The organism is Lutibacter oricola (assembly GCF_900106565.1).
Taxonomy (GTDB): domain Bacteria; phylum Bacteroidota; class Bacteroidia; order Flavobacteriales; family Flavobacteriaceae; genus Lutibacter; species Lutibacter oricola.
The window spans coordinates 614,183-628,656 of the sequence record NZ_FNNJ01000002.1 but is presented as its reverse complement, the minus strand read 5'-3'; the positions used below and the strand labels follow the sequence as shown (position 1 = coordinate 628,656).

The window sequence follows — 14,474 nt, the reverse complement described above, 5'->3', positions numbered from 1 at the left end:
GTTTTTATACTATTCAATCATTTTTTATTTAAGTACTTTTGCACAAATTTATAGGCAATGCAAAGAAATTTTAAAATGGTGGCAACCACCATGTTTGGTTTAGAAGAAGTTTTAGCTACGGAGTTAAAACAGTTAGGAGCGCAAGATGTTGAAGTAGGTGTGCGTAGTGTTACTTTTTACGGAGATAAAGGTTTTATGTATAAAGCTAACATGTCTTTAAGAACTGCTATTCGTATTTTAAAGCCAATTAAAAGTTTTAGAGTGTATGACGAGGAGGATTTGTATAAAAAACTTCAAACTATAAAATGGGAACAGTACATGAAAGTTGATAGCACTTTTGCTATTGGTGCAGTTGTAAATTCTAAAAATTTTACTTCTAACTCTCATTATATCTCGTTAAAATCTAAAGATGCTATTGCTGATTATTTTAGACATAAATACCATAAACGTCCAAATGTAGATTTAAAATATCCAGATGTAAAAATTCACGTTCATATTCAAAAAGATGGATGTTCAGTATCGTTAGATAGTTCAGGAGATTCATTACACAAACGTGGTTATAGGAGTTCTACAAATATTGCGCCTATTAACGAGGTTTTAGCTGCAGGTTTAGTGCTGCTATCTGGTTATACAGGAAATGGAAATTTTATCGACCCTATGTGTGGTTCTGGTACTATTCTAATTGAAGCAGCTATGATTGCTTGTAATATTCCTGCAAATATTAACAGAAAAGAGTTTGCTTTTGAAAAATGGGACGATTATGATGAAGATTTATACTTTTTAATTCAAGATGTTTTATTGAAAAAAATTACAAATCCACATTTTAAAATTATGGGATTTGATAAAGCACCTTCAGCAGTTAGAAAAGCAAAAGAAAATATTGAGAATGCGAACCTTGCAGATTTTATAGGTGTACACCATGTAAACTTTTTTAATTCTGTAAAAGAAGTTTTCGGACATACTACTATTTTATTTAATCCACCATATGGTGAGCGTTTATCTATTGATACTGAAGAATTTTATAAAAAAATTGGAGACACCTTAAAACACGGCTATCCAGGTACTACAGTTTGGTTTATAACATCAGATGTTCAAGCGCTTAAACATGTAGGTTTGCGAACTTCAAAAAGAATTGCCTTAAAAAATGGTGATTTAGATTGTAAGTTTGTTAAGTACGAAATGTACGAAGGAAGTAGAAAAGAAAAAAAAGCGACACAGTAGTGTCGCTTTTTTATTAACTCAAACTATTTTACTATTTATTAACTTCGTCTTCTGCTTGTACTTGAGCTTCTAGACGTTGATTTTACACTAGGTTTTCTGCTAGTAGTTGTAGCTCTTTTTGTAGAAGTTGTACTTCTTTTTTGAGTTACTCTAGGAGTTTTTATTGTTCTACTAGAAGTACTTACTTTACTTGGTTTTCTAACTGTTCTTGTAGAAGATGTTGTACTTCTTCTTGGTTGTGTACTTGTAGGTTTACGTTCAATTGTTCTTTTTGTACTTGTAGAAGTTCTAGGTGTTGTAGCTCTTCTGTTTTCAATACTAGTTCCTCTTTTTATTGTTGAAGAAGTATTTCTTCTTTGAGGTGTTGTAGTAGTTCTAGATCTATCATTACTTGTAGTTCTTCTACTAATTGTACTATTTCTATTACTTGTAGATTTATTAGATCTGCTAATTTGATCGCTTCTTCTTTTAGGAACTTTACTTGTTGCAACTCTACTTCTTACACTATTACCGTGTTTAGATCTTTTGCTATAATATTTGTTTCTAGAATGATCGCTATAATATCTATGTCTAACAGGTTGGTATCTATGTCTATAAGCTGTATGACTTACAATTCTAAATTCAAAGAAAGGTCTTACAAAAAAGTTATGATATGGGTGGTAAACATAAGTTCTATTATATCTGTTTATGTAACCAGAACAGTGCGAGTAGCTTCCGTAACGGTTGTAGTGTACATATAATCTACCAACTCTATTTAATCTGTTATTTATATAATTAATATCTACAGAACCAATAGTGGATACTCTTCCATAATAATCATAATAGATAGGTGTGTTTTCTACTTGAATTACAGCTCCGTAATTGTCGTATTGTACATAGGCATCGTAATTGTAACCAGAGTTAAAAGAAATATCTAAATTTCTGCTATTGTAGTTTACATTTACGTTTCTTCTATGGTTATTTAAATAAAAATCAAATTCTCCATTTTGAAAAACAGCAAATGTAATTCCGTTTTCAACAAATGTAAATGATTCTCCATAACCATTATTGTATCTGTTATAATCCGTTGTATTTTCTGTTGAAGCAAAAGCTCCTAAACTTACCAATACAAATGTTGCGAATAAGAATAATTTGTTTTTCATAATAGTGGGTTTTAAGTTAATACTATGTAAGCTTGTTAGCATTACGCTTAGATAATTGCAAACAGCGTGCCAAAAAAAAGCACTCCTGTTTTGGGAGTGCTAATTATCTTATATTTAGAGTGTTAGATTTTAAATATTCTTTGGTAATTCACCAGTTAAAGAATTTAAAAATGCAACCATAGCATCGATTTCTGCAGCTGTTAAATCTTTATTTAATTGAACTTTAGCCATAATGCTAACAGCTTCTTTTAAATCTTTTACACTACCATCATGAAAATAAGGATATGTTTTTTCTATGTTTCTTAATGAAGGAGATTTAAAAACATATTTATCACTTTCTTTTTTAGTAACTTCAAATTTTCCTTCGTCAATTTTTTTACTTTTAGTGTGTTTCCAATAATCGTCAAACAAGCCAAATTTTTGAAAAAGATTTCCACCAAGCGCATTACCAGAATGGCAAGCTACACAGCCTTTGTCCATAAATAATTGTAAACCTTCTTGTTCTATTGCAGATAAGGCTTCGTTATTACCAGCCAAATAATCATCAAATTTTGAAGGTGTTATTAATTTTCGTTCAAATGCACCAATAGCTTTTTTTATGTTATTATAATTAATTGGTTGTTTTTCATTAGGAAAAGCTTCAGCAAATAATCGCTTGTAATCTTCTATTTTAGAAAGTCTTTCTACAACAACAGCCTCACTTGGCATAGCCATTTCAACAGGGTTTAAAATAGGTCCACCAGCTTGAGCTTCAACATCTGGCTCTCTACCATCCCAAAACTGAGATCCGTGTAAGGCAGCGTTTAATACAGTAGGAGAGTTTCTACTACCAAAACCACCGTCATTACCTGGCGAGGTTGGTAAATTATCTACACCATACGTTTCTAAATTATGGCAAGTATTACAACTTTGTGTATTGTCTTTAGATAGTTTATTATCAAAGTATAATTTTTTTCCTAAAGCAACTTTTTCTGTAGTTATTGAGTTGGTTTCACATTCTGCTTGTACAGGTAATTTACCAAACATAGCAGATGCTTTTTTCTGTAATTCAGTATATTCTGGAGCTACTTCTTTTTTCTTTTCTGAAGTGTTACAGCTTATTAAAACAGATACTGCAACTAGTATAAATAGTGTTTTTTTCATGACTTATAAATTAAAGTGCAAATTTAGGGTTTACGGGGATTTTTGTAAGTGACATTTGTAACAATAAAGAATCATTTAAATTAACTTAATTTTAATTGTTAATTATTAATATGAAATCAATATTTTTACAGCCTCAATGAATACAAAAGGCCACTTTATAAACGTTATTTTACCTATTCCGCTTCAAAAGTTATTTACCTATAGAATAACTGAAGCCGAAGCTCAATTTTTAAAACCAGGTATAAGGGTTGCTGTTGAATTTGGAAAATCCAAAATATATACTGCGTTGGTATATAAAATTCATAATGAAGCTCCTGTTGGCTATGATGCTAAGGATATTCATCAAATATTAGATGAAAAACCTATAGTTAATGAATTTCAATTAAAACATTGGGATTGGATTTCGGGGTATTATATGTGTTCTTTAGGTGAAGTTTTTAGAGCTGCAATGCCTTCAGCATTTATGTTAGAAAGCGAGAGTATTATTCAGTTGGTAGAAAACAATATTGACGAAAATGAATTAAACAACGATGAATTTTTAATTTTTGAAGCTTTAGAAAACCATCAACAATTAACAGTTCAGCAAATAGTTGAAATACTTAATAAAAAAACCGTTTTACCTGTTTTAAAAACATTAATAGATAAAGAGGTAATTGTTATTAAAGAGCAAATTTATGAGCAGTATAAGCCAAAACTAATAAAATATGTTAGAATTAATGAGGCTTGGAGTTCAGAAAATAAATTACCAGAATTATTAGAATTGTTAAGTAGAGCTAAAAAACAACGAGAATTAATTTTAGCGTATTTTCAATTAAATTCATTAAAAAAACCAATAAAATCTACAGAGTTAATTGATAAAGCAGGTTGTACGCCAGCAGTATTAAAAGCATTAGTAGATAAGGAGTATTTAGAAATATATTATCTTCAAAAAGATAGAATTAATTTTGAAGGAAAAACAAAAAATATTTTAGAATTATCTAGTTATCAAGAAACAGCTTTTTTAGAAATAAAAGAATGTTTTAAAACTAACTTTACTACACTTTTAAAAGGAGTTACAAGTAGTGGTAAAACTGAAATTTACGTAAAGTTAATTAAAGAGATACTTAAAGAAGGTAAGCAGGTTTTATATTTACTGCCTGAAATTGCCTTAACTACACAATTAATTGATAGATTGCAGGTTTATTTTGGAGATTATCTATCTGTATTTCACTCTAAATATTCAATAAATGAGCGTGTTGAAGTTTGGAATAATGTGTTAGATAATAAGCCGAAAGCTCGTTTAATTTTAGGCGCTAGATCTTCTATATTTTTGCCGTATTCAAATTTAGGGTTAATTATAGTTGATGAAGAACACGAAACATCTTTCAAACAATTTGATCCTTCTCCAAGATATCACGCTCGTGATGCTTCTATAGTATTAGCAAATCATCATAAAGCAAAAGTATTATTAGGTTCTGCAACACCAAGTGTTGAGTCTTTTCATAATGCAAAGCAAGGTAAATATGGTTATGTAGAGTTAAACAGGCGATATAATGATGTTATGCTACCTGAAATTGAACTTGTTGACATAAAAGAAAAATATAAGAAGAAAAGAATGTCAGGGCATTTTTCAGATAGATTATTGGAATTAATTGCTGAAGCTTTAGAAGAAAAAGAACAAGTTATATTATTTCAAAATAGAAGAGGGTATTCGCCTGTTTTGGAATGTGAAACTTGTGGAGTTTCGCCACAATGCCCTAATTGTGATGTTAGCTTAACCTACCATAATTATAAAAAGGAGTTACGTTGTCACTATTGTGGCCATAAACAGGCGTTAATGTATAATTGTGGAGCTTGTGGTAGCGAAAAATTAAATACTAAAGGATTTGGTACAGAACAAATAGAAACAGAAATAGACGCGCTATTTCCAAAAGCTAATGTTGGTAGAATGGATTTAGATACCACAAGAGGAAAATTTGGGTATCAAAAAATTATAGGCCAATTTCAAGCACAAGAAATTGATATTTTAGTGGGTACACAAATGCTTTCAAAAGGCTTAGATTTTTCTAATGTTACCTTGGTTGGTGTTATGAATGCAGATAATATGTTGAATTTCCCAGACTTTAGAGCACATGAACGTAGTTATCAATTAATGGTACAAGTTGCAGGAAGAGCAGGTAGATTTAAAAAAAGAGGTAAAGTAGCCATTCAAACATTTAATCCATATCATCAAATATTACAGCAAGTATCTATAAATGATTATGATACGATGTTTAAAGAACAATTAGATGAACGCTGGCAATATCATTATCCGCCGTTTTATAGATTAATTAAAATTACGCTTCGACATAAAGATTTTAATAGAGTGGAAATGGCAGCAAATTGGTTAGGTCAATCGCTAACAAATAGTTTTAAACAAAATGTATTGGGCCCAACAGCACCTTCTATCTCTAGAATACGTAATTATTACATTCGTACTTTAATTATTAAAATTCCTCATAATCAGTCAATTGGTGGTACAAAGCAACAAATTAGACGAATAATTAATTCTTTTCAAGCAGTAAAAGAATTTAGATCTGTTAGGTTAGGAATTGATGTAGATAATTTTAATTAAAAAAAGATTATTAAAGTGTTGCTAATAACGTTTAAAATTGTACTTTTGCAACCTTAAAAGTAAAAATTTAAAATTAATATATATGAATCATTACGAAACTGTTTTCATTTTGAATCCCGTTTTATCTGATGTTCAGGTAAAGGAAACAGTAAAGAAGTTTGAAGACTATCTTGTTTCTAAAGGTGCCGAAATGATTTCGAAAGAAGATTGGGGGCTAAAAAAATTAGCTTACACAATTCAAAACAAAAAAAGTGGATTTTACCACTTATTTGAGTACAAGGTTGAAGGAGTAGAAATTTCTCCTTTAGAACTTGAATTTAGAAGAGACGATAGCATTATGCGTTATTTAACTGTAAAGTTAGATAAACATGCTGCGGCTTGGGCTGTAAAAAGAAGAGATAGAGTTAAATCATCTAAAAAGTAAGAAGTTATGTCTATAGATCAACAAGCAAAAGGAGGAAAACAAGGTGATGTTCGTTACCTAACTCCATTAGATATTGACACTAAGCAGGTGAAAAAATACTGTCGTTTCAAAAAGAATGGTATCAAATATATCGATTATAAAGATGCTGATTTCTTAATGTATTTAGTTAATGAACAAGGTAAAATTTTACCTCGTAGATTAACAGGTACATCATTAAAATACCAACGTAAAGTGGCTGTAGCTATCAAAAGAGCTCGTCATTTAGCTTTAATGCCTTACGTAGGTGATATGTTAAAATAATAAAGAGGAAGTAATATGGAAATTATATTAAAACAAGACGTTGAAAACGTAGGTTTCAAAGATGATATTGTTACTGTAAAAAATGGTTACGGTCGTAACTTTTTAATTCCTCAAGGAGTTGCAGTATTAGCTACAACTTCAGCTAAAAAAGTATTAGCTGAAACTTTAAAGCAAAGAGCTTTTAAAGAAGAAAAATTAATTAAGGACGCTACTAAAGTTGCTGACGCTATTAAAGAATTAGAAATCAAAATTTCTGCTAAAACAGGAGATGGTTCTAAATTATTTGGTTCAGTAAATAATGGTAATGTTGCAGAAGTATTTGCTGCAGCTGGTCATTCAATTGATAAAAAATATATTAAAGTTGAAGGTGGAAACATTAAGAGACTTGGAAAATATAATGCAACAGTAAGATTACATAGATCTGTTATTGTTGAATTACCGATTGAAATTATTGCAGAAGCAAAGTAATTAACAATCAATCGTTAATAAAGTATTAAGGCTCGCTATTTATAGCGGGCCTTTTTTAGTTAATTTTGCGAAATATTAACTCAACATTAACTAATAAATATGAAAAAACAATTACTTTTTACTTTGCTATTAAGCATTACAATTGTAAGTTTTACATTCGCACAGGTTACATCTTCAAAAATAAATGGTGTAGTAACTGATGATTCTGGAGAAGGATTATTTGGTGCTAATGTAATTGCAAAGCACACTCCATCTGGAACTGTTGCTGGAACAATGACTTTAGAAAGCGGACGTTTTACCTTACCAAACTTACGTGTAGGTGGACCTTACACCATTTCGGTAAGTTATGTAGGCTTTAAAACTATTGAATATACTGATGTATATTTAGATTTAGGAAAATCATTTGATGTAAACATTAAAATGGTTGCTGAAAGTGAACAACTAAATGAAGTAGTTATTACTGCTCAAAAAAGTTCAACTTTTAATAATGATAGAACTGGAGCTCACACAAGTGTTGGAGCTAGAGATTTAAAAAATTTACCAACAATTTCTCGTTCTGCTTCAGATTTTTACCGTTTAGATCCTTCTGCTTCGGGAGGTTCATTTGGTGGAAGAAACGATCAATTCAATAACTTTACGTTAGATGGAGCCATTTTTAACAATCCATTTGGGTTAGATGCAGCTACACCAGGAGGACAAACTTCTGCTCAACCAGTTTCTTTAGATGCTATTGAACAAATTTCTGTTGCTACTGCTCCTTATGATGTTTCTCAATCAGGATTTACAGGAGCTTCTATTGATGCTGTAACAAAATCTGGTACTAATGAAGTATCTGGAACTATTTATGGTTATTTTAGAAATCAAGATTTAACTGGTAGTAAAGTTAAAGGCGAAAAAATATTTGTTCCAAAATTAGAGCAAATTCAATATGGTGTAAGTGTTGGAGCACCAATAGTAAAAGATAAATTATTTTTCTTCGCAAACTTTGAAAGTGATGATAGAACGGATTTAGGTCAATCTTGGTTACCAAATACAGGTACAGGAGCTATTAATGAATCTAGAGTTTTAGAAAGTGATTTAATGGCTGTACAATCTGCTTTAGCAGGATTAGGCTATGATACTGGTGCTTACCAAGGTTTTACACACGACACCAAATCTATAAAAGGTATTTTTAAATTAGATTGGAATATTAGTGATAAGCATAGAGCAGCATTTATCTATAACTTTTTAGATGCTTCTCAAGATAAAACAGCGCATCCAACAGCTTTAGGATTTAGAGGTCCTTCATATAGCATGTTACAGTTCGAAAATTCTGGATATGAAATGAATAATAAAATTCAATCATTTCAGGTTGAATTAAATTCTACATTTTCAGATAAAGCAACAAATAAGTTTAGAGCAGGTTATACACATTTCGATGATTTTAGAACACCAAAGTCTCAACCAATGCCAGCTTTTAGAATTTTAAATGGAGGGTCTAATTATATTGTAGCTGGTCACGAGCCATTTTCAATTAACAATACATTAGATCAAAAAGTTTTTCAAGTTTCTGATAATTTCAATTATTTCTTAGAAAACCATACAATTACTGCAGGTTTTTCTTTCGAAAAGTTTGAGTTTGACAATTCATTCAACTTAGGAACTTATGGTTTTGGAGATGCTAGAGGATATGTTGGAGCATTTTTTGGAGATTTTGCAGATATGAGCGCATTTAACACAGCTGTTTCTAATGGGTTATTAGCAGATGCAATGGCAAATGCAGAAGGCGTTTATGCAAATAATAATGCATTAGAAAATGGAGAAGGTTGGTCTTTAGCTGAAACTAATGTAGGTCAAATAGCTTTTTATTTACAAGATGAATTTTCAGTTTCTGATGACTTTACGTTAACTTATGGTGTTCGTATAGATAAGCCTTTGTTTTTTGATACTGATGAAAAAGCACAAGAAGTTATTGATAGATCAGTATATGCACCTGAAATACCATATTATAATCCAAATACAGGAGAAGAAGTTCTTTTAGATAACACACAAATGCCAACAGATAGTTGGTTAGTTTCTCCAAGATTAGGTGTTAATTGGGATGTTTTAGGTAATAAAACTTTTCAAGTTAGAGGTGGAACAGGAATATTTACAGGTCGTTTACCATTTGTATGGTTAGGAAATCAAATAGCTAATCCAAATGTATGGTATTACCAAATGGTTGATCCTAGTTTTCAATTTCCACAAGTGTTTAGAACTAGTTTAGGAACAGATGTTAAGTTTAAAAACGGACTAGTTTGGACTACAGATATGGTAGTTACAAAAGATATTAATGGTGCTCATGTACAAAACTGGGGGTTAAGAAATCCTTCTGGTTCACTTAATGGATATGGAGATTCTAGACCTTACTATGAGGATGCTGATAAAGGTAATACAGGTTATGTATTTACCAATTCAAGTAAAGGAAAATCGTTTAACTTCTCAACAAAACTTCAAAAATCGTTTGATAATGGTTTATATACAAGCATAGCTTATAACTATTTAGATTCTAAAGATGTAAACTCTATTGAAGCTGAAATTACTGGAGATGCTTTTGATTTTAACCCAACTTTAGGTGATGCAAATACGGCTTCTTTAGCAAATTCAAAATATGGAGATAAACACAGAATTTTAGGTGTTATTTCTAAAGCTTTTAATTATGGTTCTACAGATCAGTGGACAACAACTATGGCAACTTTCTTTGAGTATGCTCAAGGTGGTAGATATAACTACACGTATGGTGGAGATATAAATAATGATGGTTCTGGATTAAATGATTTAATTTTTATTCCTACAGAAAATCAATTAAGCCATATGAACTTTACTAGCCCTGGTGATGCTGCTGCTTTTGAACAATTTATTCAACAAGATGATTATTTAAGTGAGCATAGAGGTGAGTATTTTAAAAGATATGGTGCTTTAGCTCCTTGGAGAGGTAAATGGGACTTTAAATTAATGCAAGAATTAAAGCTGAAAAATGGGCATAGAGTTGAATTTAGTGCTAACGTATTAAATATTGGAAATATGCTTAATTCAGACTGGGGATTGGTACAATTACCAGCTAATCAACAACCTTTAGGTGTAACAGTAGATCCTGTGTCTAAGGCTCCAACTTATACATTTAATGCAGACTCTAACAAAACATTTGTTTATGATTCTTCATTAATTTCTAGATGGCAAGCACAATTTGGATTACGTTATACGTTCTAAATTTAAAATTTAATATATTTGAACCGCCCAATTTTGGGCGGTTTTTTTATGTGATCACTGAGCGGAGTCGAAGTGATTTTTAGTAATTTCGACTCCACTCAATAACCATAGAAATGAAGTATAGACAATTAGCAAAAGAGCAATTTTTAGAATTACATCATGAATTTGCCCAGTTTTTAGCAACACAGCAAATAGATATTAAGGAATGGGAAGAAATGAAGGTAAGAAAACCAAAAATGGCAGAAGAAGAGTTAAATATTTTTAGCGATGTTGTTTGGGAAGATGTTTTGACGAAAACTAAATTTTTAAACCATATTTCTGAAAATCATATTAATTTATTTCAATGTAATTCTAAGGAAATTATACGTTTGTATGTGAAATTAAATAATAAAGAGAAAAGTTTTTTAAATGAAGCTGATTTTGAATGGTTTCAACAAAACCCTCTACATAATGATTTTGAATATTTTAAAGCTTCAAAAAAATATACTAACGAAAGAAACCCAGAGTTATTTAAATTAATAGAAATGGGAGCTCAAATATCTAAAGGAGAATTATTTCATACAGTTAAAGAGTTAATTGGTTAACAATTTTTGGTACACCTATAGAAGCTGGTTTCGCTACAATAGTTAAATTATTAAAGTCGTTTTTATTTATTGAAGGCTTTGGATCTATAAAATAAATAGGAGTATTTGGCTTTATATAATTTACTAAATTAGCAGCAGGGTAAACCTGCATAGACGTGCCTATTATTATTAATACATCGGCTTTTTCTGTTATTTCAATCGCTTTATCTAACATTGGTACTTCTTCACCAAACCAAACAATATGAGGTCGTAATTGTGAACTTTGAGGACATAAATCACCTAGATTTAAGTCTTTAGTCCAATTAAATACAAGGTTTTCATTTCTTGTGCTTCTTACTTTAAACAATTCGCCGTGTAAATGTACTATGTTAGAACTTCCAGCTCTTTCATGTAAATCATCAACATTTTGAGTTATTATAGTAGTTTCATACATTTTTTCAAGGTTAACTAACGCTTTATGACCATTATTTGGAACAACATTTAATAACTGAGCTCTACGTTTGTTATAAAAATCGAGGACTAATTCTTTATTTTTATTCCAACCAATTGGTGAAGCAACTTCCATTATATCATGTCCTTCCCATAAACCATCAGCATCTCTAAAAGTTTTTATTCCGCTTTCGGCACTAATACCAGCGCCAGTAAGTACTACAATTTTTTTCATAGTATGAAAATACTATTTATATTTGAACTTTAATAAAATTAGATGGTAGATTATAAGTATTCAACATATTTAGAGCAATTTGTAACAGAAAAAAGAAGAAATCTTTTTAGAACAGTATTGAACCAACGTACAAACCATTTTACAGTGGCAATTGAAGATTTGTTTCAACCACATAATGCAAGTGCAGTTGTTAGAACTTGCGATATTTTTGGAATTCAAGAAATAAATGTAATAGAGAATAAATATAAGTTTTACGCATCTAGGCACGTAGCAAAAGGTGCTCAAAAATGGTTAGATTTTAATTATTATAGAGAAAAAGATACAAATAACACAAAGGTTTGTATGGATGAGTTGCGTGCAAAAGGATATCAAATTATAGCAACAACTCCACATAACGAATCTTGTTATTTAGAAGATTTTGATGTAACTAAAAAATCTGCTTTCTTTTTTGGTGTTGAAAAGGAAGGGCTTTCAAAAGAAGTTTTAGATAATGCAGATGGTTATTTAAAAATACCAATGGCAGGTTTTACCGAAAGTTTAAATATATCTGTTGCTGCAGCTATTATTTTACAGCGTTTTACCGAAAAATTAAAAGCTACTGATGTACATTGGCAACTTTCAGATTTAGAGAAAGATGCAAAGTATATTGAGTGGATGGAAAAAACGATAAAAAGTATTAAAAAAATTAAAGAAAACTATTACAATACAATTGCTATTGAAAAGTAATTTCTTCAATAAAAGCTGTTGAATCACAATTTTTTACAACTAGTGTAACATTTTTCAATTCTTTTTTACCTTGAATTGAATATTGTGTACAGTCGTCAATTTTTGTTTTATTCCACATATCAACATTTCCTTTTCTTAATATTTTTGAAATAGAAGCAGTATCAACTTTGTTTAAAGCAATAATTTCTAAAGCTTTTTCAGAAAAAACTCTATCTTTTATTCTAATGTTTTTTAAAACACGTGCGTTTGGACCGTAACTAAATTCAGTTCCTTTTTTATTCCAAATAAATACAACAGCAATGGTTCCAATTAATAAGCCAAATAAGTAATAAGGTAAACGTTGTTTAAATGTCATTCTATAAAAATAATAAGTTTATATCTCTAAAAGGAATTTGAAACCAATCAGCTACAGTTTTGTTAGTTAAAATTCCGTGGTAAAAGTACATACCTTTTTGCAAACTTTTATCTAATCTTGCAGCATTTTCAAAACCACCTTCTTCAGCAATATTTTGTAAATAAGGTGTAAAAATATTACTTATTGATACTGAGGCAGTTCTAGCATATTTTGAAGGTATATTAGGCACGCAATAATGTATAATACCGTGTTTAGAAAACGTAGGTTTTTTATGTGTTGTTATTTCTGAAGTTTCAAAACAGCCACCTCTATCTATGCTAACATCAACAATAACAGAGCCATCTTTCATATTTTGAACCATAGTTTCTGTTACATAAATTGGTGCTCTAGATTTACCTCTAATGGCACCAATGGCAACATCGCAACGCATCATAGCTTTTTGTAATGTTTTAGGTTGAATTGTAGAAGTATAAATTGGTCTACCTAATTTATGTTGTAAATGTCTTAGTTTTGTTAAGGAATTATCAAAAACTTTAACGTTGGCACCTAAACCAATTGCAGATCTAGCAGCAAATTCACCTACGGTTCCAGCTCCTAAAATAACAACTTCAGTTGGAGGTACGCCACTAATATTACCCAGTAATAATCCATTACCTTTGTTGTCTTTGCTTAACATTTCTGCAGCAATTAAAATAGATGCGGTTCCAGCAATTTCACTTAAAGATTTTACTATAGAGTAAATACCGTGCTCGTCTCTAATATAATCAAAAGCAATGGCAGTAATTCGTTTACTTGCAAGTGCTTCGAAATATTTTTTAGTTTGTGTTTTAAGTTGAAGAGCAGAAAACAATATACTTTGTGGATTTATATTTTCGATTTCGTCTAACGATGGTGGTTCAACCTTTAAAATTATATGACAACCAAACGCTTCTTTAACATCATATGAAATTTTTGCTCCAGCTTCAGAATATTCTGTGTCAGAAAAATTAGCGCCTTCACCAGCACCAGTTTCAATTATAAATTTATGACCTTGTGCTGTTAACGCAGCAACGGCATCTGGTGTTAAGCAGACTCTATTTTCTTGATAATGAGTTTCTTTAGGTATTCCAATAATTAATTCGCCTTTCTGTTTGCAAATTTCTAAGGTTTCTTCCTGCGGAATTAAATCGTACTTACTAAATGGTGAAGTAATTTTTTTACTCATTATTTTTAAGTTCTAGAGTTCGGTTAAATTCATTAGTTTCTGTAATTGTTATGTTTACAGATTCTAAAGGTAATAAATTTTCAACTTTATTAGGCCATTCAACCAAACACCAGCTATTACTATAAAAATACTCATCAATTCCAATATCCATAGCTTCTTCTTCATTATCAATTCTATAAAAATCGAAATGATAAATAGTATCTCCTGAATTTGATTGGTATTCGTTTACAAGTGAAAAAGTTGGAGAACTTACATTATCATTAACTCCTAATTGTTTAACTATTTCTTTAATAAGTGTTGTTTTACCTACACCCATTTCACCATAAAAAAGAATTACTTTGTTAGCTGCGTTATCGATAACATATTTTGCTATTTCTGGTAATTCGTTTAACGAATAATTTTTTTCCATTTTATAATACAAA

14 protein-coding genes are annotated in these 14,474 nt (G+C 30.4%); 8 read left to right on the top strand and 6 right to left on the bottom strand.

Features of this window, described 5'->3' with window-relative positions; genetic code table 11:
• Nucleotides 1-57 precede the first annotated feature (57 nt).
• Entirely contained in the window at nt 58-1,221 is a 1,164-nt protein-coding gene (locus BLU40_RS07420) for a THUMP domain-containing class I SAM-dependent RNA methyltransferase (RefSeq protein WP_090121786.1), read from the top strand.
• Nucleotides 1,222-1,259: 38 nt separating this feature from the next.
• Here BLU40_RS07420 and BLU40_RS07415 read toward each other — a convergent pair whose 3' ends face one another.
• Both BLU40_RS07415 and BLU40_RS07410 read right to left on the bottom strand, forming a co-directional pair.
• A complete protein-coding gene (locus BLU40_RS07415) occupies nt 1,260-2,363 on the bottom strand; it encodes a hypothetical protein (protein ID WP_139170930.1) in 1,104 nt (367 codons plus the stop codon).
• Between the two features lie 129 nt (nt 2,364-2,492).
• Nucleotides 2,493-3,506 (bottom strand): cytochrome-c peroxidase, encoded by a 1,014-nt coding sequence (locus tag BLU40_RS07410; protein ID WP_090121779.1) that lies wholly within the window; start codon nt 3,504-3,506, stop codon nt 2,493-2,495.
• Between the two features lie 136 nt (nt 3,507-3,642).
• On the opposite strand from BLU40_RS07410, the gene priA reads away from it, so the two are divergent.
• The 6 genes from priA (at nt 3,643) to BLU40_RS07380 (ending at nt 11,103) form a co-directional block, all read left to right on the top strand.
• Nucleotides 3,643-6,099: a replication restart helicase PriA gene (gene priA / locus BLU40_RS07405; RefSeq protein ID WP_090121776.1), complete on the top strand. Its 2,457-nt coding sequence runs from the start codon at nt 3,643-3,645 to the stop codon at nt 6,097-6,099.
• Between the two features lie 82 nt (nt 6,100-6,181).
• Nucleotides 6,182-6,523, top strand: coding sequence for a 30S ribosomal protein S6 (rpsF, locus tag BLU40_RS07400; protein WP_090121773.1), 342 nt, complete (start codon nt 6,182-6,184; stop codon nt 6,521-6,523).
• Between the two features lie 6 nt (nt 6,524-6,529).
• Nucleotides 6,530-6,823 (top strand): 30S ribosomal protein S18, encoded by a 294-nt coding sequence (gene rpsR / locus BLU40_RS07395; RefSeq protein ID WP_090121770.1) that lies wholly within the window; start codon nt 6,530-6,532, stop codon nt 6,821-6,823.
• A 15-nt stretch (nt 6,824-6,838) separates the two neighbouring features.
• On the top strand, nt 6,839-7,291 hold the full coding sequence (gene rplI / locus BLU40_RS07390; RefSeq protein WP_090121767.1) for a 50S ribosomal protein L9: 453 nt from the start codon (nt 6,839-6,841) through the stop codon (nt 7,289-7,291).
• 99 nt (nt 7,292-7,390) lie between these two features.
• The gene (locus tag BLU40_RS07385; protein ID WP_090121763.1) at nt 7,391-10,519 is read left to right on the top strand and encodes a TonB-dependent receptor; all 3,129 of its coding nucleotides are present in this window, start codon (nt 7,391-7,393) and stop codon (nt 10,517-10,519) included.
• Nucleotides 10,520-10,632: 113 nt separating this feature from the next.
• Complete coding sequence (locus tag BLU40_RS07380; RefSeq protein ID WP_090121761.1) at nt 10,633-11,103, top strand: DUF6495 family protein; 471 nt, start codon at nt 10,633-10,635, stop codon at nt 11,101-11,103.
• On the opposite strand, the gene BLU40_RS07375 is transcribed toward BLU40_RS07380, so the two are convergent.
• A complete protein-coding gene (locus BLU40_RS07375) occupies nt 11,084-11,767 on the bottom strand; it encodes an SIR2 family NAD-dependent protein deacylase (RefSeq protein WP_090121757.1) in 684 nt (227 codons plus the stop codon). The genes BLU40_RS07380 and BLU40_RS07375 overlap by 20 nt on opposite strands.
• Nucleotides 11,768-11,809: 42 nt before the next feature.
• Here BLU40_RS07375 and BLU40_RS07370 point away from each other — a divergent pair, with 42 nt between their 5' ends.
• Nucleotides 11,810-12,493 (top strand): TrmH family RNA methyltransferase, encoded by a 684-nt coding sequence (locus BLU40_RS07370; RefSeq protein WP_090121755.1) that lies wholly within the window; start codon nt 11,810-11,812, stop codon nt 12,491-12,493.
• On the opposite strand, the gene BLU40_RS07365 is transcribed toward BLU40_RS07370, so the two are convergent.
• Genes BLU40_RS07365 through tsaE form a run of 3 tightly spaced genes read right to left on the bottom strand, consistent with a single transcriptional unit; the run spans nt 12,480 to nt 14,461 of the window.
• Complete coding sequence (locus BLU40_RS07365) at nt 12,480-12,848, bottom strand: hypothetical protein (protein WP_090121751.1); 369 nt, start codon at nt 12,846-12,848, stop codon at nt 12,480-12,482. The genes BLU40_RS07370 and BLU40_RS07365 overlap by 14 nt on opposite strands.
• A gap of 1 nt (nt 12,849) precedes the next feature.
• The gene (locus tag BLU40_RS07360) at nt 12,850-14,052 is read right to left on the bottom strand and encodes an alanine dehydrogenase (protein ID WP_090121747.1); all 1,203 of its coding nucleotides are present in this window, start codon (nt 14,050-14,052) and stop codon (nt 12,850-12,852) included.
• Nucleotides 14,045-14,461, bottom strand: a complete 417-nt coding sequence (tsaE, locus tag BLU40_RS07355; RefSeq protein WP_090121742.1) for a tRNA (adenosine(37)-N6)-threonylcarbamoyltransferase complex ATPase subunit type 1 TsaE — start codon at nt 14,459-14,461, stop codon at nt 14,045-14,047. Before tsaE ends, BLU40_RS07360 begins: the two co-directional genes overlap by 8 nt.
• Nucleotides 14,462-14,474: the final 13 nt, after the last annotated feature.

Coding starts and splice junctions, on each gene's coding strand:
- BLU40_RS07420 (WP_090121786.1), top strand. CDS start 58: ATGCAAAGAAATTTTAAAATGGTGGCAACCACCATGTTTGGTTTAGAA.
- BLU40_RS07415 (WP_139170930.1), bottom strand. CDS start 2,363: ATGAAAAACAAATTATTCTTATTCGCAACATTTGTATTGGTAAGTTTA.
- BLU40_RS07410 (WP_090121779.1), bottom strand. CDS start 3,506: ATGAAAAAAACACTATTTATACTAGTTGCAGTATCTGTTTTAATAAGC.
- priA (WP_090121776.1), top strand. CDS start 3,643: ATGAATACAAAAGGCCACTTTATAAACGTTATTTTACCTATTCCGCTT.
- rpsF (WP_090121773.1), top strand. CDS start 6,182: ATGAATCATTACGAAACTGTTTTCATTTTGAATCCCGTTTTATCTGAT.
- rpsR (WP_090121770.1), top strand. CDS start 6,530: ATGTCTATAGATCAACAAGCAAAAGGAGGAAAACAAGGTGATGTTCGT.
- rplI (WP_090121767.1), top strand. CDS start 6,839: ATGGAAATTATATTAAAACAAGACGTTGAAAACGTAGGTTTCAAAGAT.
- BLU40_RS07385 (WP_090121763.1), top strand. CDS start 7,391: ATGAAAAAACAATTACTTTTTACTTTGCTATTAAGCATTACAATTGTA.
- BLU40_RS07380 (WP_090121761.1), top strand. CDS start 10,633: ATGAAGTATAGACAATTAGCAAAAGAGCAATTTTTAGAATTACATCAT.
- BLU40_RS07375 (WP_090121757.1), bottom strand. CDS start 11,767: ATGAAAAAAATTGTAGTACTTACTGGCGCTGGTATTAGTGCCGAAAGC.
- BLU40_RS07370 (WP_090121755.1), top strand. CDS start 11,810: ATGGTAGATTATAAGTATTCAACATATTTAGAGCAATTTGTAACAGAA.
- BLU40_RS07365 (WP_090121751.1), bottom strand. CDS start 12,848: ATGACATTTAAACAACGTTTACCTTATTACTTATTTGGCTTATTAATT.
- BLU40_RS07360 (WP_090121747.1), bottom strand. CDS start 14,052: ATGAGTAAAAAAATTACTTCACCATTTAGTAAGTACGATTTAATTCCG.
- tsaE (WP_090121742.1), bottom strand. CDS start 14,461: ATGGAAAAAAATTATTCGTTAAACGAATTACCAGAAATAGCAAAATAT.